The 24,675-nt window shown below is 54.8% G+C and carries 23 protein-coding genes; 6 read left to right on the top strand and 17 right to left on the bottom strand.

Going from position 1 to position 24,675, the window contains the following annotated elements; all coding sequences use genetic code 11:
* Window positions 1-9: 9 nt before the first annotated feature.
* The 8 genes from nuoH to lrhA form a co-directional block, all read right to left on the bottom strand.
* Window positions 10-987, bottom strand: a complete 978-nt coding sequence (nuoH, locus tag AABB92_RS01670) for an NADH-quinone oxidoreductase subunit NuoH (RefSeq protein WP_046288193.1) — start codon at window positions 985-987, stop codon at window positions 10-12.
* Complete coding sequence (gene nuoG / locus AABB92_RS01665; RefSeq protein WP_031376233.1) at window positions 984-3,707, bottom strand: NADH-quinone oxidoreductase subunit NuoG; 2,724 nt, start codon at window positions 3,705-3,707, stop codon at window positions 984-986. The genes nuoH and nuoG overlap by 4 nt, the downstream gene beginning before the upstream one ends.
* A gap of 114 nt (window positions 3,708-3,821) precedes the next feature.
* A complete protein-coding gene (gene nuoF, locus AABB92_RS01660; protein ID WP_031376234.1) occupies window positions 3,822-5,162 on the bottom strand; it encodes an NADH-quinone oxidoreductase subunit NuoF in 1,341 nt (446 codons plus the stop codon).
* A gap of 2 nt (window positions 5,163-5,164) precedes the next feature.
* Window positions 5,165-5,680, bottom strand: coding sequence for an NADH-quinone oxidoreductase subunit NuoE (gene nuoE, locus AABB92_RS01655; RefSeq protein WP_046288191.1), 516 nt, complete (start codon window positions 5,678-5,680; stop codon window positions 5,165-5,167).
* Between the two features lie 2 nt (window positions 5,681-5,682).
* Window positions 5,683-7,482, bottom strand: a complete 1,800-nt coding sequence (nuoC, locus tag AABB92_RS01650) for an NADH-quinone oxidoreductase subunit C/D (RefSeq protein WP_031376236.1) — start codon at window positions 7,480-7,482, stop codon at window positions 5,683-5,685.
* Between the two features lie 116 nt (window positions 7,483-7,598).
* Entirely contained in the window at window positions 7,599-8,276 is a 678-nt protein-coding gene (locus AABB92_RS01645; RefSeq protein WP_009089012.1) for a NuoB/complex I 20 kDa subunit family protein, read from the bottom strand.
* A 15-nt stretch (window positions 8,277-8,291) separates the two neighbouring features.
* Window positions 8,292-8,735, bottom strand: a complete 444-nt coding sequence (locus tag AABB92_RS01640; RefSeq protein WP_031376237.1) for an NADH-quinone oxidoreductase subunit A — start codon at window positions 8,733-8,735, stop codon at window positions 8,292-8,294.
* 655 nt (window positions 8,736-9,390) lie between these two features.
* Complete coding sequence (lrhA, locus tag AABB92_RS01635) at window positions 9,391-10,314, bottom strand: transcriptional regulator LrhA (RefSeq protein ID WP_021509211.1); 924 nt, start codon at window positions 10,312-10,314, stop codon at window positions 9,391-9,393.
* 374 nt (window positions 10,315-10,688) lie between these two features.
* Between lrhA and AABB92_RS01630 the strand changes: the two genes are divergently transcribed.
* The 3 genes from AABB92_RS01630 to yfbR all read left to right on the top strand — a co-directional run bounded on the left by AABB92_RS01630 (window position 10,689) and on the right by yfbR (window position 13,168).
* A complete protein-coding gene (locus AABB92_RS01630) occupies window positions 10,689-10,892 on the top strand; it encodes a hypothetical protein (protein WP_152659076.1) in 204 nt (67 codons plus the stop codon).
* Between the two features lie 389 nt (window positions 10,893-11,281).
* Window positions 11,282-12,499 (top strand): pyridoxal phosphate-dependent aminotransferase, encoded by a 1,218-nt coding sequence (locus AABB92_RS01625; RefSeq protein WP_046288189.1) that lies wholly within the window; start codon window positions 11,282-11,284, stop codon window positions 12,497-12,499.
* Window positions 12,500-12,568: 69 nt separating this feature from the next.
* Window positions 12,569-13,168 (top strand): 5'-deoxynucleotidase, encoded by a 600-nt coding sequence (gene yfbR, locus AABB92_RS01620; protein WP_031376238.1) that lies wholly within the window; start codon window positions 12,569-12,571, stop codon window positions 13,166-13,168.
* A 22-nt stretch (window positions 13,169-13,190) separates the two neighbouring features.
* Here the strand turns inward: yfbR and AABB92_RS01615 are convergent, their stop codons facing one another.
* The 3 genes from AABB92_RS01615 to yfbV form a co-directional block, all read right to left on the bottom strand.
* The gene (locus AABB92_RS01615; protein ID WP_031376239.1) at window positions 13,191-13,850 is read right to left on the bottom strand and encodes a sugar phosphatase; all 660 of its coding nucleotides are present in this window, start codon (window positions 13,848-13,850) and stop codon (window positions 13,191-13,193) included.
* Between the two features lie 13 nt (window positions 13,851-13,863).
* On the bottom strand, window positions 13,864-14,358 hold the full coding sequence (locus AABB92_RS01610; RefSeq protein ID WP_031376240.1) for a YfbU family protein: 495 nt from the start codon (window positions 14,356-14,358) through the stop codon (window positions 13,864-13,866).
* A 142-nt stretch (window positions 14,359-14,500) separates the two neighbouring features.
* Window positions 14,501-14,953 carry a terminus macrodomain insulation protein YfbV gene (gene yfbV, locus AABB92_RS01605; protein ID WP_031376241.1) on the bottom strand — a complete coding sequence of 151 codons (453 nt, stop codon included), beginning with the start codon at window positions 14,951-14,953 and terminating at the stop codon, window positions 14,501-14,503.
* Window positions 14,954-15,288: 335 nt separating this feature from the next.
* Between yfbV and ackA the strand changes: the two genes are divergently transcribed.
* Together ackA and pta are read left to right on the top strand one after the other, a co-directional pair.
* Window positions 15,289-16,491, top strand: a complete 1,203-nt coding sequence (gene ackA, locus AABB92_RS01600; protein ID WP_031376242.1) for an acetate kinase — start codon at window positions 15,289-15,291, stop codon at window positions 16,489-16,491.
* A gap of 70 nt (window positions 16,492-16,561) precedes the next feature.
* Entirely contained in the window at window positions 16,562-18,706 is a 2,145-nt protein-coding gene (gene pta / locus AABB92_RS01595) for a phosphate acetyltransferase (RefSeq protein ID WP_072050970.1), read from the top strand.
* Between the two features lie 78 nt (window positions 18,707-18,784).
* Here pta and yfcD read toward each other — a convergent pair whose 3' ends face one another.
* Together yfcD and yfcF are read right to left on the bottom strand one after the other, a co-directional pair.
* A complete protein-coding gene (gene yfcD, locus AABB92_RS01590) occupies window positions 18,785-19,309 on the bottom strand; it encodes an NUDIX hydrolase YfcD (protein ID WP_031376244.1) in 525 nt (174 codons plus the stop codon).
* A 110-nt stretch (window positions 19,310-19,419) separates the two neighbouring features.
* Window positions 19,420-20,061, bottom strand: coding sequence for a glutathione transferase (gene yfcF / locus AABB92_RS01585; RefSeq protein ID WP_031376245.1), 642 nt, complete (start codon window positions 20,059-20,061; stop codon window positions 19,420-19,422).
* Between the two features lie 182 nt (window positions 20,062-20,243).
* On the opposite strand from yfcF, the gene AABB92_RS01580 reads away from it, so the two are divergent.
* The gene (locus AABB92_RS01580) at window positions 20,244-21,143 is read left to right on the top strand and encodes a TIGR01777 family oxidoreductase (protein ID WP_046288188.1); all 900 of its coding nucleotides are present in this window, start codon (window positions 20,244-20,246) and stop codon (window positions 21,141-21,143) included.
* Between the two features lie 356 nt (window positions 21,144-21,499).
* On the opposite strand, the gene hisP is transcribed toward AABB92_RS01580, so the two are convergent.
* The 4 genes from hisP to argT form a co-directional block, all read right to left on the bottom strand.
* Window positions 21,500-22,273, bottom strand: coding sequence for a histidine ABC transporter ATP-binding protein HisP (hisP, locus tag AABB92_RS01575; RefSeq protein ID WP_031376246.1), 774 nt, complete (start codon window positions 22,271-22,273; stop codon window positions 21,500-21,502).
* An 8-nt stretch (window positions 22,274-22,281) separates the two neighbouring features.
* Window positions 22,282-22,998 (bottom strand): ABC transporter permease, encoded by a 717-nt coding sequence (locus tag AABB92_RS01570; protein WP_031376247.1) that lies wholly within the window; start codon window positions 22,996-22,998, stop codon window positions 22,282-22,284.
* Entirely contained in the window at window positions 22,991-23,680 is a 690-nt protein-coding gene (locus tag AABB92_RS01565; protein WP_031376248.1) for a histidine ABC transporter permease HisQ, read from the bottom strand. Before AABB92_RS01565 ends, AABB92_RS01570 begins: the two co-directional genes overlap by 8 nt.
* 199 nt (window positions 23,681-23,879) lie before the next feature.
* Window positions 23,880-24,662, bottom strand: coding sequence for a lysine/arginine/ornithine ABC transporter substrate-binding protein ArgT (argT, locus tag AABB92_RS01560; protein ID WP_046288187.1), 783 nt, complete (start codon window positions 24,660-24,662; stop codon window positions 23,880-23,882).
* Window positions 24,663-24,675 lie beyond the last annotated feature (13 nt).

Here is a 24,675-nt window from a genome sequence, read left to right as displayed (position 1 = left end):
GTTAACCCCTTACTGCGCTGTGTAGAGAATCACTGCGGCGGTCGCCAGCAGGTTCAACAGCGTCAACGGCAGACACACTTTCCAGCCGAACGACAGCACCTGGTCATAGCGTGGACGCGGAAGCGCAGCACGAATCAGGATGAACATCATCATAAAGAACGCCGTTTTCAGGGCGAACCAGATGAACGGCGGCAGGAATGGGCCATGCCAGCCACCAAAGAACAGCGTGACGATCAGCGCCGACACGGTGGTAATCGCCACATATTCGCCGACAAAGAACAGGCCGAACTTCATACCGGCATATTCAATGTGGTAACCATCGGCCAGTTCCTGCTCGGCTTCCGGCTGGTCAAATGGATGACGGTGACACACCGCAACGCCAGCAATACAGAAGGTTACGAAGCCGAAGAACTGCGGAATGATGTTCCACAGGTGCGTCTGGCTGTTGACGATATCGTTCATGTTGAACGAGCCCGCCTGCGCCACCACACCCATCAGCGACAGCCCGAGAAACACTTCGTAGCTCAGCGTCTGCGCCGAAGCACGCATCGCACCCAGCAGCGAGTATTTGTTGTTACTCGACCAGCCAGCGAACAGCACGGCGTAGACCGCCAGGCCCGCCATCATCAGGAAGAACAGCAGACCGATATTCAGGTCCGTCACCATCCAGGTCGGCGAAACCGGCACAATCGCAAACGCCAGCAGCAGCGACACGAAAGCGATAACCGGTGCCAGGGTGAAAATGAAGCGGTCGGTAAACGGCGGGACCCAGTCCTCTTTAAAGAACATTTTGATCATATCCGCCACCAGCTGCAGCGATCCGCCCCAGCCTACCCGGTTCGGTCCGTAACGGTTCTGGAACAGGCCGAGCAGACGACGCTCGGCAAAGCTCATGAACGCGCCACAGGCCACCACCACCAGCAGAATGACGATGGCTTTACCGATGGCCAGCAGAATGTCGATAACATCCGGTGTTAACCAGCTCATTGCGCCGTCTCCTGCAGTTTGTCGATTTTTCCGTTCGCCAGGAACGGCGGTACACCCGGCATGCCCAGCGGCAGGCCAATCTGTCCCGCCTGCAGTGACGCTGAGAAACGGACCGGCAGACGTACGGTTTCACCGGCACAGGTAAACTCAACGGCTGCGCCGTTGTTAACACCCAGTTTCGCCGCATCATCCGGGTTAATCACCAGCATCGGCTGCGCCATGCGCTGCTGGAATACCGGCGAACGCTGTGACATCTCTTCACTGCCAAACAGCTGATAGTAAGGTGCCACGCGCCACTGCGTTTCGCTGACAAACGCCGCAGGGACGTTGCTGAACCACGGCAGTTGGGCGGCGCTGGCTTCAAACAGGCGTACGCCCGGATCGCCATTACGCAGTTTACCGCCCACTTCAACCTGGAATTTGTTCCACGCCTGCGGTGAGTTCCAGCCCGGTGCCCAGGCAAACGGAATCTGCGAACGTGGCGCGCCTGGCTGGTTGTTGCCTTCCATTGAGAAGGCGAACATGGTGTCCTGATCCTGCGGCTGACGCGGTTCGTGCACGCTGATGTTGGCGCGCGCGGCGGTACGGCCACTGGAACGGTGCGGTGAACGCGACAGTTTCTGCCCGCGAATACGGAAGCTGGCATCCGGTGCCGCATCCTTGATGCCGGCCAGCTGTGGCAGATGACTCACCACCGCATCGATCACGTGGTCCAGCTGCGTCCAGTCGACGTGACGACTTTCCAGCGTGCTGTGCAGCGAATGCAGCCAGCGCCAGCTTTCAAGCATCACAATGCTGTTGTCGTAATAGGAAGGATCGTAAACCTGGAAGAAACGCTGTGCGCGGCCTTCATGGTTAATCGAGGTTCCGTCACTTTCGGCGAAGCTGGCGGTCGATAACACCAGCCCGGCTTTCTCCAGCGTGGCGGTACGCTGATGATCCACCACAATCACGTTGGTGGTCTGTGCCAGTGCCGCATCAACCAGCGCTTTCGGTGCATGACGATAGAGATCGTTTTCCAGCACCACCAGCGCATCGGCTTCACCGTTGCTCAGTTGCTCCAGCGCGCTTTCCAGCGTATTGCCGCCCATCAGGCCAAGACCCACACTGTTGGCATGTCCCGCCAGCAGCGTAATCCCGACATCGGCACCGCGCGCTTTCAGCGCTTTGGCCACGTTGGCAGCCGCTTCGATCATCGCGCTGCTGCCGGAATGGGTACCGGAAATGATTAACGGTTTTTTCGCGCCGGCCAGCGCCTGCACGATAACATCCATCTTGCCGTTCAGTTTGCTGTCGAAATCGGTCACCGCCGGAGCAGTTTCATCCAGCGCGTTGGCGATGGCGAAACCGAGGCGCGCCTGATCTTCAACCGGTGCACGGTAGCTCCAGGCAGCGATATCATCCAGACGGGTTTCATCGACGTTAGTGATAAACAGCGGATGTTTGGCGTTCTGACCGATGTTGAGAATCGCTGCAATCTGCCAGTCTGCCACTTTCTGGGCGGCAGCCATGTCGCGCGCTTTGCCTTTAACGGCCTGACGCACTGACAGCGCCACGCGTGCGCCAACCTGGGTCAGATCTTCACCCAGCACCAGCACCGCATCGTAGCTTTCAATTTCGCGCAGCGATGGCGTGTAGATCCCGCCTTCACGCAGTACTTTGAGCATCAGTTCCAGCCGGGCCTGTTCGCCAGCCGGCATCCCGGTGGAGAAGTTTTCGGCGCCAACCAGCTCACGCAGCGCAAAGTTGCTTTCAACACTGGCGCGCGGCGAACCGATACCAATCACTTTTTTCGCCTGACGCAGCAGATCTGCGCCGGCATTAACTGCCTGTTCTGCGTTCAGCGTCACCCAGTCGTTGCCGCGCAGCAGCATCGGCTGGCGGGGACGATCTTTGCGGTTAACGTAGCCGTAACCAAAACGGCCACGGTCACACAGGAAGTAGTGGTTTACCGTGCCGTTGTAGCGGTTCTCAATGCGGCGCAGCTCCCCGTAACGCTCACCCGGACTGGTGTTACAGCCAACGCTGCACTGCTGGCAGATGCTCGGAGCAAACTGCATATCCCATTTACGGTTATAGCGTTCAGAGTGGGTTTTATCGGTGAACACGCCGGTCGGGCAGATCTCAACCAGGTTACCGGAGAATTCGCTCTCCAGCGTGCCATCTTCCGGGCGACCGAAATAGACGTTGTCGTGCGCGCCATAGACCCCGAGATCTTTGCCGTCGGCATAATCTTTGTAGTAACGCACACAGCGATAGCAGGCGATACAGCGGTTCATCTCGTGAGAAATGAACGGGCCAAGATCCTGATTGCGGTGGGTACGTTTGGTGAAGCGATAACGGCGGAAGCTGTGGCCGGTCATCACTGTCATATCCTGCAGGTGACAGTTACCCCCTTCTTCACAGACCGGGCAGTCGTGCGGGTGGTTGGTCATCAGCCACTCCACCACGCTTTCGCGGAACTCTTTCGCTTCGCCATCGTCGATGGAGATAAATGTGCCGTCAGAAGCCGGCGTCATGCAGGACATGACAAGACGGCCGCGGGTATCTTCGGCATTCTGGAATTGCTTTACCGCGCACTGGCGGCAGGCCCCAACGCTTCCCAGCGCCGGATGCCAGCAAAAATAAGGAATATCAAGGCCCAGAGAGAGACACGCCTGTAGCAGGTTGTCCGCTCCGTTCACATCATACTCTTTACCGTCTACATGGATTGTAGCCATAGTGACATGCTTCCGTAAGGCTCGTCAGAAACGAGCGTTAATCAAATTCTTGCCCCGACACACTGCGATTATCGGGGCGGCGGCACCAGGCCTGATTCCGTGTGCTGCGGCGAATTACCAGCGCGCTTTCAGCAGGTTTGGCTGAATCCCGCCAATCGCGCGGGTATTACCGAACACCTGCGGCGCAATGCCGGCTTCAAACTCTTCACGGAAATATTTAATCGCACTCTGCAGCGGCTCAACCGCACCCGGCGCGTGTGCGCAGAAGGTTTTACCCGGGCCGAGCTGACGGCAGAGTTGCTGTAAGGTTTCGATGTCGCCTGGCTGACCCTGCTTCTGCTCCAGCGCGCGCAGAATTTTTACGCTCCACGGCAGACCGTCACGGCATGGCGTACACCAGCCGCACGATTCACGGGCGAAGAACTCTTCAAGATTACGCACCAGCGAAACCATGTTGATTTCGTGATCGACTGCCATCGCCAGCGCGGTTCCCAGACGGCTGCCGGCTTTACCAATGCTGGCAAACTCCATCGGCAGATCCAGGTGCTCATCCGTCAGGAAGTCGGTCCCTGCCCCGCCTGGCTGCCAGGCTTTGAAGCGCAGTCCGTCACGCATCCCGCCGGCGTAATCTTCCAGAATTTCACGTGCAGTAATGCCGAACGGCAGTTCCCAGACGCCAGGATTTTTCACCCGACCGGAAAAGCCCATCATCTTGGTGCCGGCGTCGTCACTTTTCGAGATTCCTTTGTACCAGTCGACGCCGTTTGCCAGGATGGCCGGCACGTTTGACAACGTTTCCACATTGTTAACGCAGGTCGGTTTACCCCATGCGCCCGCACTCGCCGGGAACGGCGGTTTGGAACGCGGGTTAGCACGACGGCCTTCCAGCGAGTTAATCAGTGCTGTCTCTTCGCCGCAGATATAACGACCCGCGCCGGTGTGCACAATCAGTTCGAAGTCAAAACCGGTGCCAAGAATGTTTTTACCGAGATAGCCCGCTTCGGTGGCTTCAGCAATCGCCCGGCGCAGATGCACCGCAGCTTCAATGTATTCGCCACGCAGGAAGATGTAGCCACGGTAAGCCTTCAGCGCAAAGGCACTGATCAGCATCCCTTCCACCAGCTGGTGAGGCATCTGCTCCATCAGCAGGCGGTCTTTATAGGTGCCCGGCTCCATTTCATCGGCGTTACACAGCAGGTAACGGATGTTCATCGACTCATCTTTCGGCATCAGGCTCCACTTCAGGCCGGTGGAGAAGCCCGCACCGCCGCGCCCTTTCAGGCCAGAGTCTTTTACTGCCGCCACGATTTCGTCAGGTGACATGCTGTTTAACGCTTTTTCAGCGCCGGCATAACCGTTTTTACTGCGGTATTCATCAATCCACACCGGCTGCTTGTCGTCGCGCATCCGCCAGGTAAGAGGATGGGTTTCAGCAGTACGAATGATAGTTTTCAATGTCATTGATACTGCTCCAGCAAAGTGGCGATGCCTTCAGGCGTCAGATGCACGTGGGTGTCTTCATCCACCATCATCGTTGGCCCTTTATCGCAGTTGCCCAGACAGCAGGTCGGCAGCAGGGTAAAGCGTCCGTCCGCCGTGGTCTGGCCCGGTTTGATATTCAGATTCTGTTCCAGCGCAGCCTGAATGCCCTGATAGCCGGTGATGTGACACACCACGCTGTCGCAGTAACGGATCACATGGCGGCCAACCGGCTGACGGAAGATCTGGCTATAGAATGTCGCCACACCTTCCACATCACTGGCCGGAATGCCCAGCACCTCAGCGATAGCGTGAATCGCGCCATCCGGCACCCAGCCGCGCGCTTTCTGCACGATCTTCAGCGCTTCGATTGAGGCTGCACGCGCATCTTCATAGTGGTGTTTTTCGTGCTCAATGGCGTGATGTTCTTCCGCGCTCAGCACGAAGACCTCGTTGGGGTCGATCGTTTTAATGGCAATGTGTTGATCGTGCATAATTAGCGGTCCACGTCTGACATAACAAAATCGATACTACCGAGGTATACGATCAGGTCGGATACCAGGCTGCCGCGGATGACTGAAGGAATCTGCTGCAGATGCGGGAAGCTGGGCGTACGCACGCGGGTGCGGTAGCTCATGGTGCTGCCGTCGCTGGTCAGGTAGTAACTGTTGATCCCTTTGGTCGCTTCAATCATCTGGAAGGATTCGTTGGCCGGCATTACCGGGCCCCACGAGACCTGCAGGAAGTGGGTGATCAGCGTTTCAATATGCTGCAACGTCCGCTCTTTTGGCGGCGGTGTGGTCAGCGGGTGATCGGCTTTGAACGGCCCTTCCGGCATGTTGTTCAGGCACTGCTCAAGAATACGCAGCGACTGCCACATCTCTTCCATCTTCAGCTGGACGCGGCTGTAAGCATCACTGATGCCGGAACCGATTGGGATTTCGAAATCGAAGTTTTCGTAGCCGGAGTACGGACGCCATTTACGCACGTCAAAGTCGAGACCGGTGGCGCGCAGACCAGCACCGGTGGTGCCCCACGCCAGCGCTTCTTCCATGTTGTACGCGGCAACGCCTTTGGAACGACCTACCAGCACGCTGTTACGCAGGGCGGCTTTGTCATATTCCTTCAGGCGCTTCGGCATCCAGTCAAGGAAGTCACGCAGCAGACGTTCCCAGCCTTTCGGCAGGTCGTGCGCCACGCCGCCAATGCGGAACCACGCCGGGTGCATACGGAAGCCGGTAATGGCTTCAACCACGTCATAAATTTTCTGGCGATCGGTAAAGGCAAAGAACACCGGCGTCATGGCGCCAACGTCCTGAATAAAGGTCGAAATGTAGAGCAGATGGCTATTGATACGGAACAGTTCTGACAGCATCACGCGGATCACGTTAACGCGATCCGGTACCACGATACCGGCCAGTTTCTCTACTGCAAGCACATAAGGCATCTCATTGACGCAACCGCCAAGATATTCGACGCGGTCGGTGTAAGGAATGTAGCTGTGCCACGACTGACGCTCACCCATCTTTTCGGCACCGCGATGGTGATAACCGATGTCAGGTACGCAGTCGACGATCTCTTCGCCATCCAGTTGCAGAATGATACGGAAGGCCCCGTGCGCCGACGGGTGGTTAGGACCAAGGTTGAGGAACATGAAGTCCTCATTGGCGGTGCTGCGCTTCATGCCCCAGTCTTCAGGCTTGAAAGTCAGCGCCTCCATCTCCAGATCTTCTTTCTGTTTGGTCAGCGTAAACGGATCGAATTCGGTGGCGCGCGCCGGGTAGTCCTTGCGCAGCGGGTGACCTTCCCAGGTCGGCGGCATCATAATGCGGGTCAGGTGCGGGTGACCATCAAAGGTCACGCCAAACATCTCCCAGGTCTCACGCTCATACCAGTTGGCATTCGGGAAAAGGCGGGTGAGGGTCGGCAGGTGCATATCATTTTCAGATAACGCTACCTTGAGCATGATGTCGCGATTACGTTCAATCGACAGCAGATGATAGAAAACGGAAAAATCCGCAGCAGGTAAGCCTGCGCGGTGGGTACGTAAACGCTCATCCATGCCATGCAGGTCATACAGCATGACGTAAGGCTTGGGTAATTTACGCAGGAACTCGGTGATTTCCAGTAGCTGTTCACGCTTCACCCAGACTACCGGAATACCGGTGCGGGTCGCCTGAACGGTAAAGGCATCCGGCCCAAAACGGTTACGCAACTCGCCGATCACCGGGTCATCCAGGTGATCACGGGTTTGCCATGAAGGCTGAGCGAGATCTTGCGTGGTCAAATCTGTCATACGTTACTCACCATTCCGGCCTGATCTCAGGCACTCAAATGAAGGCGTCAGGATGGGGCCATGCATTAAATTGTGATGTTCTGCTGCAGGCGCGTTTTGCCATCCATACGGTTAACTTACACTTCGTCCGGGCTACGCAGGTTAGTGACCGCAATGCGCTCACCGCGTTTTCTCTCACGCTCGGATTGCATGTTGGCGCGGTAAACCCCCTGATCGCCGACCACCCAGGAGAGCGGACGGCGCTCTTTGCCGATCGACTCCTGCAACAGCAGCAGCGCCTGCATATAGGCTTCCGGACGCGGCGGGCAGCCAGGAATGTACACATCAACCGGCAGGAATTTATCCACGCCCTGCACCACGGAATAGATGTCATACATGCCGCCGGAGTTAGCGCAGGCACCCATTGAGATCACCCATTTCGGCTCCAGCATCTGGTCATACAGACGCTGAATCACCGGGGCCATTTTGGTAAACGGCGTACCGGCGATCACCATAAAGTCGGCCTGACGAGGCGAGGCACGCATAACTTCGGCACCGAAACGTGCCACGTCATGCACTGCGGTAAACGAGGTCGTCATCTCTACATAACAACAGGAGAGGCCGAAGTTGTATGGCCACAGGGAGTTTTTACGTCCCCAGTTCACCATGTCGTGCAGGGCATTTTCGAGTTTGCCCATGTAAACGCTGCGATGAACGTGCTGCTCCAGCGGATCGCTGACGATTTCCTGCTTTTGCAGAGGATAACGGTCGTTCTCACCACCGTTCGGGTCTATGCGGGTGAGCGTATAGTCCATCTTATTGCCTCTCTTTTACTGCTTGTGAGGATTGGTGTGACTGATCGTGGTGGTTTTAACCACGACGCGACGACGTGCAGGAGCCCAATCGAGTGCGCCGATGCGTACCAGATAGACTAAGCCCGCCAGGAGCACCAAAATGAAAATTGCGGCTTCCACAAAGCCGACCCAGCCGCTTTCGCGGATTGAGGTCGCCCATGCGTATAAAAAGAGGGCTTCGACGTCGAAGATGACGAAAAACATCGCAACCAGATAAAATTTTGCCGACAGGCGGATGTGGGTATCGCCCACTGACTCGATGCCCGATTCGAACGGCGTGTCTTTATGACGCGCGCGTGCTCTGCCGCCAAGCAGCCATCCTCCGGTCAACATGAAAGCACACAGGCCAAATGCGATGACGATAAAGACGATAAACGCCCAATGCTGAGCGATGATTTCGGTGGTAGTTGACATACTCATTGCTTACTCATCAAAAGTGGCGCTGGCATCCTGCACGCGTTTCCCGCAGCAAACTGACCACATCGATTCAAGGGAAGGATAAAAACCTTTTAAACGTCGCTGTTATTCTTAAATAAACAGCAATTTTATGGGGTTTTTTACTCCTTTCTATAACCTTTTGTCAACTTTGACAAAAGTATCCAAACATTATTTCACACCTGCATCATATTATTAACAAATGATGCCCCGCTTTCCAGCTAAATCGCTTCAGTCTGTGGGGTTAATTTTAGTGTAGCGGGTATTTACATGCATGGATCGTGCATTTAACAAACATATTTTGACAGGTATCACTGTGTTTTCCTTCCCCTTAGCAGGGGTATTTTCTTGATCCAGAACACACTTCTGCCCTTTTTGCGTTAAATTTCTCCGTTTTTTAGCACTAGCCGAAACATAACGTCCGTTTTTTTGGTGGGTAAATTTCAGATAGCGCAAAGATGAAATTAATTGCAACCGGTGACTATTGAAAAAGACGATCCAGGGGGAAATTCAGAGGGTCAGGAAGGTAGCGGCAGGCAAAAAAAAGCCTCTCGCTCTGCTTACAGAATGAAAGGCTTTTTTATCGGGGTTTTGATGCGCGCATTCTGCGCATTATTTGCGCAGCATGGAGGCAGCAAAATTATTCTTCGTCATCCAGTAACAGAGTACCGTCAGGATTAGCGCTCAGGTTGTACGGATCGTTGGTGGACTGCATGGCATTAAAGATCGCCAGCGCCAGTTCATTATCGCTGTCAGGATTACGACACAGCAGATACTGCGTATCCGGCAGAACCGGCAGCCCTTCCGCTGCGCCCATCACCCGCAGTTCCGGACTCATCATCTCTACCGGGCGTGCCGTCACACCCAATCCTGCTTTAACCGCAGCACGTACCGCAGCCAGCGTCGACGCGACATACGAAATACGCCATGGGATGCCCGCTTCGTTGAGGTGATCGATCGCCATATCGCGATAAGGGCTTGGCTCATCAAGCAATACCAATGGAATGGCTTCACCACGCTGGAAGATGTAATCCGCCGCGCAATACCACAAGGTTGGCGAGGTGCGCAGCACCTGATAGGTGAAATTGCCCGGGCTGGAGGTGGTGACCACAAGGTCCACTTCGCCCTGATTGAGCATTTCCATCATGAAAGGGTTACGTTTTACCCGTACATCAATCGCCAGTTTCGGATAAACCGAGGTTACGCGGTTTAGCAGGAACGGCAGAATGGTGTCAGAGGTGTCATCGGAAGCGCCAATAGTCAGCACACCCTGAATATTGCTGTACATCAGAGAGGTGCAGGCTTCGTCGTTAAAACGAAGGATTTTTCTGGCGTAACCTAACAGCTGGATCCCGTGCTCTGTTAACAGCTTATTACGTCCATGTCTGGCAAACAGCTCTTTACCTACCAATTGCTCCAGACGTTGCATCTGCTGGCTGACTGCTGACTGGGTTCTGCAGACCGCTGCAGCCGCCGCAGCAAAAGTATTCAGGTCAGCAACGGCAACGAAGGTTCTCAGCAGATCGAGGTCGAGATTCAGTATCGGACGATTTGCATTAGTCATGTTTTTTCTTCACTTATTAGATTTTTACGAACTACTACCCTGGTGTTATTACTAAGCTTATCAAAGTGATAAGCAGTAATGGTGCTCAATGACAGTCCTGTGTTGAGACTGACACAAAAAATTTCACGAACGTTTACAGACCGCTGATGACCCCTATAAAGCTAAAGATCCACAGGGTCGGAAGACAGATACAACTTCTGAACCGAAGGCGCGGGGTGCGCGTATGCAGGAAGCTGCGTAGTTGTCTTATTCCCACCCAAAAAGGCCAGGCGGGACAGAATGCGTGATGGGGCGACGCATTAAGCGGAGCGGCCATACACACTAAATAATAAATTATACTTAATCATTTTTGACTTCAAAATGGAAATGATTTTGTGAAAACCGCCGTAAATTTTGTGCTAAAGGCATTTCCAGCACATCCTGGCAGCGTATCGCTTTCTTTTCATCCCGCCGGTGAAAAAAATTTCAGCAGAGAAGCAACAGACGATACGCTGAATTGCGCTTATCTGCTGCCATCCGGCCCTGATCATGTGGCACTTCTCCGGGAATCACAGGGTGATAGCCGCACCAATCTTTAACAGTCTTAAGCCGTAAGTGAAATCGCCCTGCCCCGAACGGTTATTATTTAACCATCAATAAAATATCGTTTAACTATTTCACACAGTGTGTATTTCAAAAGCGAGGAAAGGTTCCGCCGCCATAAGTTCCAAAAATGTTTCATAATGTGCGAAAGGACAGCGGATTCCGTCTCCCATTATTAGCTCAAAATATCGTTTAATCATTCTAATGTGGATAGTTTAACTAATTATTACGTTAACAAATATCTTTTGCACTACACGCGACCGGAAAAGTTGCTGAACGCGCCAAAACCGAGCGGCACCCTTCTTTTGTGTCCGTGAGGAGAGTACATTGTGCTGGTTTGATTTCTGCGGCAGCCAAAAGGATTCTGCCCATTAAGGCGGTAACAATGACTTTTCAGATTGATAAATCCGGTAAGCTGGATAACGTTTGCTACGACATCCGTGGCCCGGTATTGAAAGAGGCTAAACGCCTCGAAGAAGAAGGCAACAAGGTTCTTAAACTGAACATCGGCAATCCAGCGCCGTTTGGCTTCGAAGCCCCTGATGAAATTCTGGTGGATGTGATCCGTAACCTGCCGAGCGCGCAGGGTTATTGCGACTCCAAAGGACTCTATTCCGCCCGCAAAGCGATCATGCAGCATTACCAGGCGCGTGACATGCGCGATGTCACCGTAGAAGATATCTATATTGGTAATGGCGTCTCTGAGTTAATCGTGCAGGCGATGCAGGCCCTGCTGAACAGTGGCGATGAAATGCTGGTGCCGGCACCCGACTATCCGTTATGGACCGCGGCCGTGTCGCTGTCGAGCGGTAAAGCAGTGCACTATCTGTGTGACGAATCGGCTGACTGGTTTCCCGACCTGGACGATATCCGCAGTAAGATCACCCCGCGCACTCGCGGCATCGTCATCATCAACCCGAATAACCCCACCGGTGCGGTTTACAGCAAAGAGCTGCTGTTAGAGATTGTCGACATTGCCCGTCAGCATAACCTGATCATTTTCGCCGATGAGATCTACGACAAAATTCTTTACGACGAAGCCCAGCATCACTGTATCGCCGCTCTGGCACCCGATCTGCTGACCGTCACCTTCAACGGCCTGTCGAAAACCTATCGCGTTGCGGGCTTCCGTCAGGGCTGGATGGTGCTGAACGGCCCGAAAAAACATGCTAAAGGCTACATTGAGGGGCTGGAGATGCTCGCCTCAATGCGTCTGTGCGCCAACGTACCGGCTCAGCATGCGATTCAGACTGCGCTGGGGGGTTACCAGAGTATCAGTGAATTTATCGTGCCTGGTGGTCGTCTGTATGAGCAGCGCCAGCGCGCATGGGAACTGATTAACGATATTCCCGGCGTCAGCTGCGTCAAACCCCAGGGTGCGCTGTATATGTTCCCGCGCATCGATGCGAAAAAATTCAACATCTTTGACGATCAGAAGATGGTGCTGGATTTCCTGCTGCAGGAAAAAGTTCTGCTGGTGCAGGGCAGCGCCTTTAACTGGCCGTGGCCGGATCACCTGCGCATCGTTACCCTGCCGCGCGTCGATGACCTGGAGATGGCGATCAATAAATTTGGCCGTTTCCTGCAAGGCTACCGTCAATAATCTCAGCCGCGTATACTGACGCTATTTGGGGAGAGCCGGTCTCTCCCCTGTCGGCTCACAGGAACGCTCATGACTCAAAGCCACTTTTTTGCCCACCTCTCCCGCCTTAAGCTGATCAATCGCTGGCCGCTGATGCGCAATGTGCGTACCGAAAACGTCTCTGAGCACAGTCTGCAGGTGGCGATGGTGGCGCACGCCCTGGCGGTGATTAAAAATCTAAAATTCAACGGTACGCTTAACGCCGATCGCATCGCTATGCTGGCGCTCTATCATGATGCCAGCGAAGTGCTGACCGGCGATCTGCCGACGCCGGTGAAGTATTACAATGCGCAGATTGCCCATGAATATAAAAAGATTGAAAAAATTGCCCAGCAGAAGCTGATCGAGATGCTGCCTGAGGAGTTTCAGGCGATCTATCGCCCGTTGATTGATGAGCATCTGCACAGTGAAGAAGAACAGGCGGTAGTGAAGCAGGCCGATGCGCTCTGTGCTTATGTGAAGTGTCTGGAAGAGCTCTCCGCCGGCAATAATGAATTTTTGCTGGCGAAGGCGCGGCTGGAAACGACGCTGGCGCAACGTCGCTCACCGGAAATGGATTACTTCGTTGAGGTATTCATTCCCAGCTTCAGCCTGTCACTGGATGAGATTTCACAGGATACGCCGCTCTGAATCTGGCGGCGCAGTGAGGCTATTACGCCTTGCGCCCAATGCTGAACTGGCCGCTGCTCTGTCGGTTGACTATTAACGACTCAAGCGACGACAACTGCAGCGTGACGTCATTCAGTCGCGGCGTTTCAGCCGGTGCATTGACTGCAATCACCGCACAGCCGGCATTCAGACCGGATAAAATCCCGGCGGGCGCATCCTCAACCACAACGCATGACGTTGCCGCTAAGCCAAGCTTTTCAGCGCCCAGCAGATAAGGGTCCGGTTCCGGTTTGCCCTTTGCCACCTGCTCCGCGGTGATAAACACCGCCGGCTGCGGTAAGCCAGCGGCTTTATGCCGCGCATGCGCCACCGGTACCGAACCTGAAGTGACAATCGCCCACGGGATCTGCAGTTCGTTCAGCGTGTTCAGCAACGCGTGGGCGCCAGGCAGGGCCTGAACGCCATCCGTATCGGCTGCCTCTGCTTGTTCCAGCGCAATAAACTCTGCCTGAATAGCCGCTTCCGGCTGACCAGCCATAAAGTGACGCAGTGAGGTGATCGCCTGTTTGCCATGAATAAACGCCAGGATCTCTTCCGCTGCAATGCCGTGGCGGGCGCCCCACTGGCTCCAGGCACGTTCAACTGCAGGCAATGAATCCACTAAGGTGCCGTCTAAATCAAATAGAAAACCACTGTAGGTCACGCGTCACTCCTCATCAGGCATTAATCACTTGCGCAATTTCATTGGCGCTTAAATGGTACTGTCGCGGACAAGTCTGCCATAAAGCCAGCATGCGTTGATACTTTTCCCACATCGGCGTCTGGGCATTAAAGCCGTGCGTGCCGGAATCAAAATGGGTATAGCGCCCTTCGCTGTTCACCATAAAGCGCACGTAGCCCAGATAGCGCGCTTCGGTTGCGGCATCAAAACCGAGGAACGCCAGACGCCGCTCCTCGAGCGTGCCGCTATCTTTGAGGTTCGACCAGGAGACGTGCAGCGCATGGTGCATCTCCATAATGTCGATGATGGTCCGGCAGGTCTCTTCGCTGAGTTCGCCGAACTCTTTGTCCAGCTCGCGCATCTGCAGCGCGTAGCCGCGTTCGATAATGGTTTGATAGCGGCGGAAGCGCTCGGCATTTTCTGGCTCAAGCATCGCCATGATTTTGTACTGGTTGGTAAGGATCAAACGCTGTGCATGGGTCATTTCCATCATTCACTCCCGGCCAGAGCCGCTCAGGTAACAGACAATGCGGAAATGATCACACAGCGTTAGCGATACGGAAATCTCCGTATCGCCTTTCTTTGATCTGGCTGCAGGTTAACCGGTATTTTAGTCAAAAACCCGGTATAACTCAGAGGTCGTCGAGGAAGGTGCGGTCCAGCTGTTTGAAGGCGCGTTTCAGCACGTCAGCCAGCGCCTGATAGGTTGGTTTGCCCTCAACCGGGGCGATCGCCTGACCCGCTTCTTCCAGCTTTGCGCGGACTTCGTGGAACCAGTTAAGCAAGGTGGGCGGAAGCGGCGTAATAGAACGTTTTCCCAGCCACCACAAGCCCTGCATCGGCAAGCTGCAGGCAAACAGCGCAGTCGCAACTGCCGGGCCAAGCTGACCGCCCATGGCAATCTGCCAGGTTAGCGTGAAAATCGCTAAAGGTGGCATAAAGCGAATGGCAAAGCGCGTCGCTGATGAGACACGGTTTTCAGGGAACACCGGTGCCAGGCGCTTGTCAGCCGGCCAGGTCTTCATGTAGTGCTGTCCGCGCTGAAACATCCGGAACCAACTGGTACTGCCCGATTCATTCGCCATGGCTCACCTCAACTAATACTGCAAAGATTAAAAAATAGTTATAACTACACAACTTTACGTGACATCCTTCAATTTTTTTTGTCTTTAAAGGTGACTCCAGCTATTCTGACGCCGTTTCGACACCTTTCTGGCAGCGACCAGCGCCTTTGGGAAGAGGAGAGGTCAGGTTTCGACAAATAAATTTCAAATTTTTGCGTAAAATTACCAAAATTTTTTGCGGAAAAGCAGAATTCTGACTACCGCATGATGTTTATCATTAATCTACCAGCTTTCATGGGCTACGCTGATAGTCTGATTGCGTTTTTTTTAGCCACTCTCTAAAAATAGGTACTTCCATGTCGAGTAAGTTAGTTCTGGTCCTGAACTGTGGCAGCTCTTCCCTTAAGTTTGCCATCCTCAATCCTGCCAGCGGTGACGAATTTTTGTCTGGCCTGGCGGAATGCTTTCATCTTCCTGAAGCGCGTATCAAATGGAAGCTGGACGGTCAAAAACAGGAAGCCCCTCTCGGTGCCGGCGCAGCGCATAGCGAAGCACTGAATTTCATTGTTAAAACCATTCTGGCACAAAAACCAGCGCTTTCGGCACAAATTGCTGCAATCGGCCATCGCATCGTTCACGGCGGCGAGAAACTGACCCAATCAGTGGTGATTACTGAAGAAGTGATCCAGGGCATTAAAGACGCCTCTTCCTTTGCCCCGCTGCATAATCCAGCGCACCTGATCGGTATCGATGAGGCGATGAAAAACTTCCCGCATCTGTCAGATAAGAATGTCGCGGTATTTGACACCGCTTTCCATCAGACAATGCCGGAAGAGTCCTACCTTTATGCGCTGCCGTACAAATTGTATAAAGAGCACGGCGTTCGTCGCTATGGCGCGCATGGCACCAGTCACTATTACGTGACGCATGAAGCGGCCAAAATGCTCAACAAGCCGCTGGCATCGCTCAACATCATTACCTGTCACCTCGGCAACGGCGGTTCGGTTTCCGCGATCCGCAACGGCGAATGCGTTGATACCTCAATGGGCCTGACGCCGCTGGAAGGCCTGGTGATGGGCACCCGCAGTGGTGATATCGATCCGGCGATCATCTTCTTCCTGCACGACACCCTCGGCATGAGCGTTGATGCAATCAACAAGTTGCTGACCAAAGAGTCTGGACTGTTAGGGCTGACTGAAGTGACCAGCGACTGCCGTTATGTTGAAGAAAACTACACCACTAAAGAAGATGCGAAGCGCGCGATGAATGTGTTCTGCCATCGCCTGGCCAAATACATCGGCAGCTACACCGCGCTGATGGAAGGTCGCCTTGACGCCGTTATCTTCACCGGCGGTATCGGTGAAAACGCCGCGATGGTGCGCGAACTGACGCTGAAAAAACTGGCGCTGCTTGGATTCGATGTGGATCACGATCGTAACCTGGCAGCCCGCTTCGGTCAGTCCGGCTACATCAATAAAGAGGGCACCCGCCCGGCGCTGGTTATCCCAACCAACGAAGAGTTGGTCATCGCCCAGGACGCCGCGCGTCTGACCGCGTAATCGCTTCTCTCCGTCAGCTCAGGCTGACGGAGTTGTTTTTGACACCCTGCAATTCCTGAGAGGTTCAATCGTGTCACGTACAATTATGCTCATTCCGACCGGCACCAGCGTCGGCCTGACCAGCGTCAGCCTCGGCGTTATTCGCGCCATGGAACGTAAAGGCGTGCGGCTTAGCGTCTTCAAGCCGATTGCTCAGCCGCGCTCTGGCGGTGATACACCGGATCAGACCACCACCATTATCCGTAAAAACTCGTCGATTCCTGCTGCTGAACCGCTGCAGATGGCACGCGTTGAATCTCTGCTGGGCTCTAACCAGCAGGACGTGCTGATGGAAGAGATCATCTCCCGTTATCATGCCAACACCCAGGATGCCGAAGTGGTGCTGGTTGAAGGTCTGGTGCCGACCCGTAAGCATCAGTTCGCCAACGCGCTGAACTATGAAATCGCCAAAACGCTGAACGCGGAAATTGTCTTCGTAATGGCGCTGGGTAATGACTCTCCGGCACAGCTGAAAGAACGCATTGAGCTGACGCAAAGCAGCTTCGGCGGACAGAAAAATAAAAACATCACTGGCGTGATCATCAACAAACTTAACGCGCCGGTGGATGAACAGGGGCGTACCCGCCCTGACCTGTCAGAAATTTTTGATGACTCGTCAAAAGCCAGCATCGCGAACATCGATCCGAAACAGCTGTTCTCCGATAGCCCGCTGCCGGTATTGGGCTGCGTGCCGTGGAGCTTTGATCTGATCGCTACCCGCGCCATCGATATGTGCCGTCACCTTAATGCACGCATCATCAACGAAGGTGAGATTCAGACCCGCCGGGTGAAATCTGTCACCTTCTGCGCCCGTAGCATTCCGCATATGCTGGAGCATTTCCGTCCAGGATCGCTGCTGGTGACTTCGGCTGACCGTCCGGATGTGCTGGTTGCCGCCTGTCTGGCCGCCATGAACGGCATTGAGATTGGTGCCATCCTGCTGACCGGTAACTATGAGATTGACGAGCGTATTGCCAGACTGTGTGAGCGTGCGTTCCAGACCGGCCTGCCGGTGTTTATGGTGAAAACCAATACCTGGCAGACCTCGCTCAGCCTGCAGAGCTTTAACCTTGAAGTTCCGGCTGATGACACCCAGCGCATCGAAAAAGTGCAGGAGTACGTCGCCAGCTACATCAACGCTGACTGGATTGAGTCACTGACCGCTACTTCGGAACGCAGTCGTCGCCTCTCTCCACCGGCCTTCCGTTATCAGCTGACCGAGCTGGCGCGCAAAGCCGGCAAACGTGTGGTGCTGCCAGAGGGTGATGAGCCGCGTACTGTGAAAGCCGCGGCCATCTGTGCCGAACGCGGCATTGCGACCTGCGTGCTGTTAGGTAACCCGGATGAAATTCAGCGCGTCGCCGCCGCTCAGGGCGTTGAACTGGGCAAAGGCGTTGAGATTGTCGATCCGGCTCAGGTGCGTGAAAACTACGTGCCGCGTCTGGTTGAGCTGCGTAAGAGCAAGGGCATGACCGAAGTGGTGGCGCAGGAGCAACTGGAAGACAACGTGGTGCTGGGCACCATGATGCTGGAGCGTGGCGAAGTCGACGGTCTGGTATCGGGTGCCGTACACACCACCGCTAACACCATTCGTCCACCGTTGCAGCTGATCAAAACCGCACCGAACAGTTCGCTGGTGTCGTCAGTGTTCTTTATGCTGCTGCCTGAGCAGGTGCTGGTTTACGGTGACTGTGCGATTAACCCGGACCCGAGCGCCGAGCAGCTGGCCGAAATCGCCATTCAGTCTGCCGATTCGGCTAAGGCCTTTGGTATCGACCCTCGCGTGGCGATGATCTCCTACTCCACCGGCACCTCAGGTGCTGGCAGCGACGTCGAAAAAGTCCGTGAAGCGACCCGTATTGCGCAGGAGAAACGTCCGGATCTGGTGATTGATGGTCCGCTGCAGTATGACGCAGCGATCATGGAAGACGTGGCGAAATCCAAAGCGCCAAACTCACAGGTGGCCGGTCGCGCCACGGTGTTTATCTTCCCGGATCTCAACACCGGTAACACCACTTATAAAGCGGTACAACGTTCTGCCGACCTGATCTCAATTGGTCCGATGCTGCAGGGCATGCGTAAACCGGTCAACGACCTGTCTCGCGGCGCACTGGTGGATGACATTGTCTACACCATCGCCTTAACCGCCATTCAGTCACAGCAGGCTGAAGGCTAAGCCTCACTGTGTCATACCGGGCATGCCACTGCGCATGCCCTTTTTTTGTCTGCGATACGCCACCGTCGCCGGTTGATATCAGGCCCGGTTCTCGCCGTTACGGCTCATCCACAGCGACAATGCCTTAAGCGAATCGTCGGTAAATTCGTCGCAACGCGCGGTGATTTCATCAGGCGTCATCCAGATAATCTCATCCACTTCCGTTTCCTGCATTGCGAAAGGACCGTGCGATACGCAGCTGAACAGTCCACCCCAGACGCGGCAATGCTCATCTTCGAAGTAGAATTTACCGTGTTCGGCAAACGGAACGTCGGCAATCCCCAGTTCCTCTTCCGCTTCACGTCGTGCCGATTCCAGCATATCTTCGCCGCTCTGCACCACGCCGCCTGCCGTTGCATCCAGCTTGCCCGGCATAAAATCTTTGGTCTCGGTGCGACGCTGTACCAGAATTTTCCCCATACCGTCATGAACCACGATATAGGTGGCACGGTGACGCAGACATTCAGCACGCATCTGTGCACGTGTCGCCTGAGCAACCACTTCGTTCTCTTCGTTGACGATGTCGACCCACTCGACACCCTCACCCGCAATGTGATCCACCATCCGTAACCCTTTCCTGTTTGGCGTGCCCGGATGCACGCGCTGTTTACCACGTTATTATCATAGTGTGGCGTAAGGTAATCACTTCCGTTAGCTTGAGCAAGCCTCGAAAGTTATCGATTTTTGCCGCTTTCAGCTAACCACAGTTGTACTGAGGCACGCTGCCACTGAAACTCAGCATAGTGTTGTAAGCGCGCGGGTAACGGATCGCCGTGCAGTACCAGCCGGTTAAGCATCACCGCCAGATCGGTATCGGCGATGGACCATTCACCAAACAGATTCTGCTGCCCATCGGGTAACAGCCGTTCAACCGCCGTAACCAGCTTATCCACTGCCTGCTGCGCCGAGGCGGTCAGCGGTGAAAATCGCTCGCCGGCGAACAGCACTTCCGTCGGCCGTTCCTGACGGATCCACATAAAGTCGCTGCGCAGCCAGGCCTGAATCTCTCTTGCCCTGGCGCGCTTCTCACGGTCGCGGGGATAGAGGCGCTCAAACTCGGGTGCCGGAAACCGCTCTTCCAGATATTCGCTGATGGCCGAAGACTCGCTCAGCAGAAAATCATCGATTTGCAGCGTAGGCACCCGGCAGGTTAACGACAGCTCACGATAGGCCGCAGCGAACTGCTGGTTTTGCGACAAATCGACACGTTTCAGGGTAAAAGGGATGCCTTTTTCGGTGAGAGCAACATAAGCCGACATGGCGTAAGGACTGAAAAATGATGAATCTGACCACAGGGTGATGGACGGATAATTCATCGGTTACCTCAATTGGCTGTCAGGATTGCATCATGTTTACCGATTTTTATTTCTGAAGGCAACGCTGAGCTGGTCCGATGTTTCGACCGATTGCAAGAAAGCGCGACGCGACTCACCTCACACTGGCCTCACTCTTCTATGCTGAAGAGAACAAATAACAAAAACGTCAAGGGAGCCGCAACATGCACATTCTTATTACCGGCGGAACAGGATTAATTGGTCGCCATCTGATTCCGCGCCTGCAGCAACTCGGACACCAGATTAGCGTGGTGACGCGTGATGTGGTCAGCGCGCGTGAAAAGCTGGGCGACGCCGTGGCGCTCTGGTCAGGTCTGGCGCAACAGCACGATCTCAATAATGTTGATGCGGTAATCAACCTGGCGGGTGAACCGATTGCCGACAAACGCTGGACCGAACCGCATAAACAGCAGTTGTGTGAAAGCCGCTGGCAGATCACTGAACAGATCGCCTCACTGATCAATGCCAGCACCACTCCACCCTCAGTGCTGATTTCCGGCTCCGCGACCGGGTTTTATGGCGATACCGGCGATCTGGTGCTGACCGAAGAGGATTCCGGCCACGACGAATTCACTCACCAGCTGTGCGCCCGCTGGGAGCAACTGGCGCTCAGTGCCGAAAGCGATCGTACCCGCGTCTGTCTGTTACGTACCGGCGTGGTGCTGGCAGCAGAAGGCGGCGCGCTCAGCAAAATGAAGCTGCCATTCAAACTGGGTATTGGCGGCCCGATCGGCAGCGGTAAGCAATATATGCCGTGGATCCATCTCGACGATATGCTCAACGCCATACTCTGGCTGCTGGATCATGACGATCTGCGCGGTCCGTTCAACATGGTTGCTCCTTATGCGGTACGCAATGAGCAGTTTGCCGCGACCCTGGGCCGGGTAATGCACCGTCCGGCCTTTATGCGCACCCCCGCCAGCGCGATTAAGCTGATGATGGGTGAATCAGCGGTGCTGGTACTGGGTGGGCAGCATGTGTTGCCTAAACGGCTGGAAGCCTCAGGATTTACCTTCCGCTGGTATGATCTGCAGCAAGCATTACAGGATGTGATTAAGCATTAACGCGGGCGGCGGAATGGGTCGGGCGGATAATCGGGCTTCGCTGGGGCCGATTACTCTGCTGCAATCGCAGCGTTGGCCAGTGAGAGCGCCGATTGCCGTTACCGGTCGGAGATTAAGGCCGAAACCGCCACGAACGCGACGATAAGCCACCGTTACCACCCGCGAAATCCGTACCAGTCATAAGTAGTGTCTGGTACCGTCCGGCCGGCAATAAAAGTTCAGCGAGAGTGCGATTTTCAGACTGAGCCGGCGCACCCTATCGTGATGCGCCGGCTGGCGGGACAGATGATCGACCACGGCTGCGGCATCCGCATTGCGGCAGCCCGCGCCAGCACGACGCGGACGCGGACGCGAACTTACTTCAGCGAGCCTTTCAGGAACTGCTGCAGGCGGGTACTCTTCGGGCTGCCGAACAGTTCCACCGGCGATCCCTGCTCTTCAATTTTGCCCTGATGCAGGAAAATGACATGACTGGAGACGTGACGGGCAAATTCCATCTCGTGCGTCACCACCACCATGGTTTTCCCCTCTTCCGCCAGTTTCTGCATAATGCGCAGTACTTCACCGACCAGCTCCGGATCGAGCGCCGAGGTGGGTTCATCAAACAGCAACACTTCCGGCTCCATCGCCAGCGCGCGCGCAATCGACACGCGCTGCTGCTGACCACCGGAAAGATGGACCGGGTATTTCGCCTGTGCCCGTGCATCAATCCCGACCTTATCGAGGTATTTGATTGCCCGTTCACGCGCTTCCGCTTTGCTCAGTCCCAGCACCTGAATCGGCGCTTCCATCACGTTTTCCAGCACCGTCATATGGCTCCACAGATTGAAGTGCTGGAATACCATGGTCAGGCTGGTACGCAGGGCGCGCAGTTGCTCTTTGTTTGCCACTTTCAGCTGACCATCTTTGTCGCGGACTAAGTTGATCTGCTGATTATTAACCACAATCGTGCCTTCGCTCGGTTTTTCGAGGAAGTTGATGCAGCGTAAAAAGGTACTTTTTCCCGAACCGGACGATCCGATAATGGTGATCACATCGCCCGCGTTAGCGGTTAACGAGACCCCTTTCAGCACTTCGTGTTCACCGTAACGTTTATGTAATTCGGTGACGCTTAATTTATTGTCAGCCATAGTTCTACTCAATGCGATGAAGAGGGTTTGACGTGGGCCAGCCAGCGCCGCTCCGCCAGACGGAACAGGCTGATTAACACGTAAGAAATAATCAGATACAGCACCGCGGCCAGGCCGAACGCGGTAAACGGCTGATAGGTCGCCGAGTTGATATCACGCGCAATTTTCAGCAAATCCGGCACCGTCGCGGTAAACGCCAGCGCGGTGGAATGCAGCATTAAAATCACTTCATTGCTGTAGGCCGGTAACGCGGTGCGCAGCGCCGACGGCAGAATAATGCAGCGATAGAGTTTGAAGGTGGAGAAGCCATAGGCCCGCGCCGCCTCGATTTCACCGTGCGGTACCGAGCGGATAGCCCCGGCAAAGATTTCGGTGGTGTAGGCACAGGTGTTGAGGGTAAACGCCAGTAAGGTACAGTTCAGCCCGCTGCGGAAAAAGGCATTCAGCAGTTCGGTGCCTTTAACAATTTCCAGTGTGTACATACCGGAGTAGAACACCAGCAGCTGCACATAGAGCGGTGTACCGCGAAACACATAGGTAAACAGCCAGACCGGAAAACTGATAAACCGGTTCGGTGAAACCCGCGCAATCGCCAGCAGGATCGCCAGCGATCCACCAATCACCACCGACAGGATCAACAGCCACAGCGTAATGGCGACGCCGGTAAAGCGGTAACCATCGGTCCAGAGCAGCGATTTCCAGTATTCCTGAATAATATCAATCATAGCTCGCCCTCTTCACGCCAACCGTATAGCGCCGGTTAAGCCACCACAGCACGCCATTCGACAGCGTGGTAAACACCAGATAGATCACGCCCGCCACAATCGCAAAGTAGAACGGTTGCCAGGTACTTTTACCGGCCAGCTGCGTGGCTTTCACCACATCTTCCAGCCCCAGCAGTGATACCAGCGCGGTGGCCTTGAGGATCACCTGCCAGTTGTTGCCGATACCTGGCAACGCATAGCGCATCATCGCCGGGAACAGAATGCGGCGGAACACCTGTGAACCGGTAAAACCGAACGCGGTGGCCGCTTCGATCTGCCCTTTTGGCACCGCCATAAAGGCACCACGGAAGGTTTCTGTGAAGTAGGCGCCATAGATAAAGCCGAGCGTAATGATACCCGCGACCATCGGGTCGATATCAAACTGGGCCATCCCCAGCGCGTCGGTAATCTGGTTAAGCACGATCTGCAGACCGTAGAAGATCAGCAGCATAAGAACGAGGTCCGGCACACCGCGAATCAGGGTGGTGTAGCCTTCAAAGATCATCGCCAGCAGCCGGTTACGTGACAGTTTGGCACCCGCGCCAATCAGCCCGAGCAGCACTGCCAGAACCACCGAGGTCAGCGCCAGCTCCAGTGTCACCAGCGTGCCCCGAAGAATTACATCAGAATAGCCATACAGCATCGAGAGGGTCCTGTCGTGGGGTGGAAACGGAACGCTGCCCGCCAGCAATCGACGGGCAGTTTTGCTCTGCTCAGCCATTCCGGACAGCAGCAGACCGTGCATTGCCGGTAAAGTAAACGCCGCTAGCTGGCGCTCTCTTTTCCCGCATCCGATCCGGCCTGCTAAGGTCCGTCATATTATGGGCAGAGCGACAGGATGGTTAGTCGCCGTACACATTAAAGTCGAAGTACTTCTTCGCAATCTTGTCGTAGGTGCCATCTTTACGCATTTCAGCAAAGGCTTTGTCGATGGCCGCTTTCAGCTCGCTGTCATCTTTACGCAGCCCCATACCGGTGCCGACGCCGAAGATTTTGTCATCTTTCACTGCCGGACCGGCGAAGGCGTAGTTTTTCCCGACCGGCTGCTTCAGGAACCCTTCGCTCGCCTGCACTTCGTCCTGGAACGCCGCATCAATACGTCCGGCATTCAGATCCTGATAGACCAGATCCTGGTTCGCGTACGGTGTCACGCTCACGCCTTTTGGCCGCCAGTACTGGTTGGCGTAAGTTTCCTGGGTGGTGCCCTGCAACAGACCGATGTTTTTGCCTTTCAGCGACTCAATCGTCGGTTCGATTTTAGACCCTTTCGGTGCCACTAAGCGCGCGTTGGCGGCGTAAAGTTTTTCCGAGAAGGCGATTTCTTCCTGACGTTTTGCTGTGATCGAGAGAGAAGAGATGATGGCGTCAATTTTCTTCGCTTTCAGCGAGGGGATCAGGGCGTCAAAGTCGCTCTCAACGTAAGTACACTGGGTATGAATGCGTTTGCAGATTTCGTTAGCGAGGTCGATATCAAAGCCCACTAACTGCCCTTGCGCGTTTTTTGACTCAAACGGTGGGTAGGTTGGATCTGTGCCGATACGGATTGAACCTGGTACCGCCGCAAATACGCTGGCAGCACTGGATAAACCCAGCATCAGGGAAAGAGCCAGAACACGCTTTTTCATAGATTACCCTCAA

The organism is Pantoea brenneri (genome assembly GCF_038594305.1).
In the GTDB taxonomy this organism is placed as follows: domain Bacteria; phylum Pseudomonadota; class Gammaproteobacteria; order Enterobacterales; family Enterobacteriaceae; genus Pantoea; species Pantoea brenneri.
This window is presented reverse-complemented; position numbering and strand designations above follow the sequence as displayed.

Excerpts from the sequence above, each read along its gene's own strand:
- hisP (WP_031376246.1), bottom strand. The coding sequence starts at position 22,273 with ATGGCTGACAATAAATTAAGCGTCACCGAATTACATAAACGTTACGGT.
- nuoH (WP_046288193.1), bottom strand. The coding sequence starts at position 987 with ATGAGCTGGTTAACACCGGATGTTATCGACATTCTGCTGGCCATCGGT.
- yfcF (WP_031376245.1), bottom strand. The coding sequence starts at position 20,061 with ATGAATTATCCGTCCATCACCCTGTGGTCAGATTCATCATTTTTCAGT.
- AABB92_RS01570 (WP_031376247.1), bottom strand. The coding sequence starts at position 22,998 with ATGATTGATATTATTCAGGAATACTGGAAATCGCTGCTCTGGACCGAT.
- AABB92_RS01610 (WP_031376240.1), bottom strand. The coding sequence starts at position 14,358 with ATGGAAATGACCCATGCACAGCGTTTGATCCTTACCAACCAGTACAAA.
- AABB92_RS01580 (WP_046288188.1), top strand. The coding sequence starts at position 20,244 with ATGCACATTCTTATTACCGGCGGAACAGGATTAATTGGTCGCCATCTG.
- yfcD (WP_031376244.1), bottom strand. The coding sequence starts at position 19,309 with ATGGTGGATCACATTGCGGGTGAGGGTGTCGAGTGGGTCGACATCGTC.
- AABB92_RS01565 (WP_031376248.1), bottom strand. The coding sequence starts at position 23,680 with ATGCTGTATGGCTATTCTGATGTAATTCTTCGGGGCACGCTGGTGACA.
- AABB92_RS01645 (WP_009089012.1), bottom strand. The coding sequence starts at position 8,276 with ATGGACTATACGCTCACCCGCATAGACCCGAACGGTGGTGAGAACGAC.
- nuoC (WP_031376236.1), bottom strand. The coding sequence starts at position 7,482 with ATGACAGATTTGACCACGCAAGATCTCGCTCAGCCTTCATGGCAAACC.
- yfbV (WP_031376241.1), bottom strand. The coding sequence starts at position 14,953 with ATGGCGAATGAATCGGGCAGTACCAGTTGGTTCCGGATGTTTCAGCGC.
- nuoE (WP_046288191.1), bottom strand. The coding sequence starts at position 5,680 with ATGCACGATCAACACATTGCCATTAAAACGATCGACCCCAACGAGGTC.
- yfbR (WP_031376238.1), top strand. The coding sequence starts at position 12,569 with ATGACTCAAAGCCACTTTTTTGCCCACCTCTCCCGCCTTAAGCTGATC.
- argT (WP_046288187.1), bottom strand. The coding sequence starts at position 24,662 with ATGAAAAAGCGTGTTCTGGCTCTTTCCCTGATGCTGGGTTTATCCAGT.
- ackA (WP_031376242.1), top strand. The coding sequence starts at position 15,289 with ATGTCGAGTAAGTTAGTTCTGGTCCTGAACTGTGGCAGCTCTTCCCTT.
- AABB92_RS01625 (WP_046288189.1), top strand. The coding sequence starts at position 11,282 with ATGACTTTTCAGATTGATAAATCCGGTAAGCTGGATAACGTTTGCTAC.
- nuoG (WP_031376233.1), bottom strand. The coding sequence starts at position 3,707 with ATGGCTACAATCCATGTAGACGGTAAAGAGTATGATGTGAACGGAGCG.
- lrhA (WP_021509211.1), bottom strand. The coding sequence starts at position 10,314 with ATGACTAATGCAAATCGTCCGATACTGAATCTCGACCTCGATCTGCTG.
- AABB92_RS01640 (WP_031376237.1), bottom strand. The coding sequence starts at position 8,735 with ATGAGTATGTCAACTACCACCGAAATCATCGCTCAGCATTGGGCGTTT.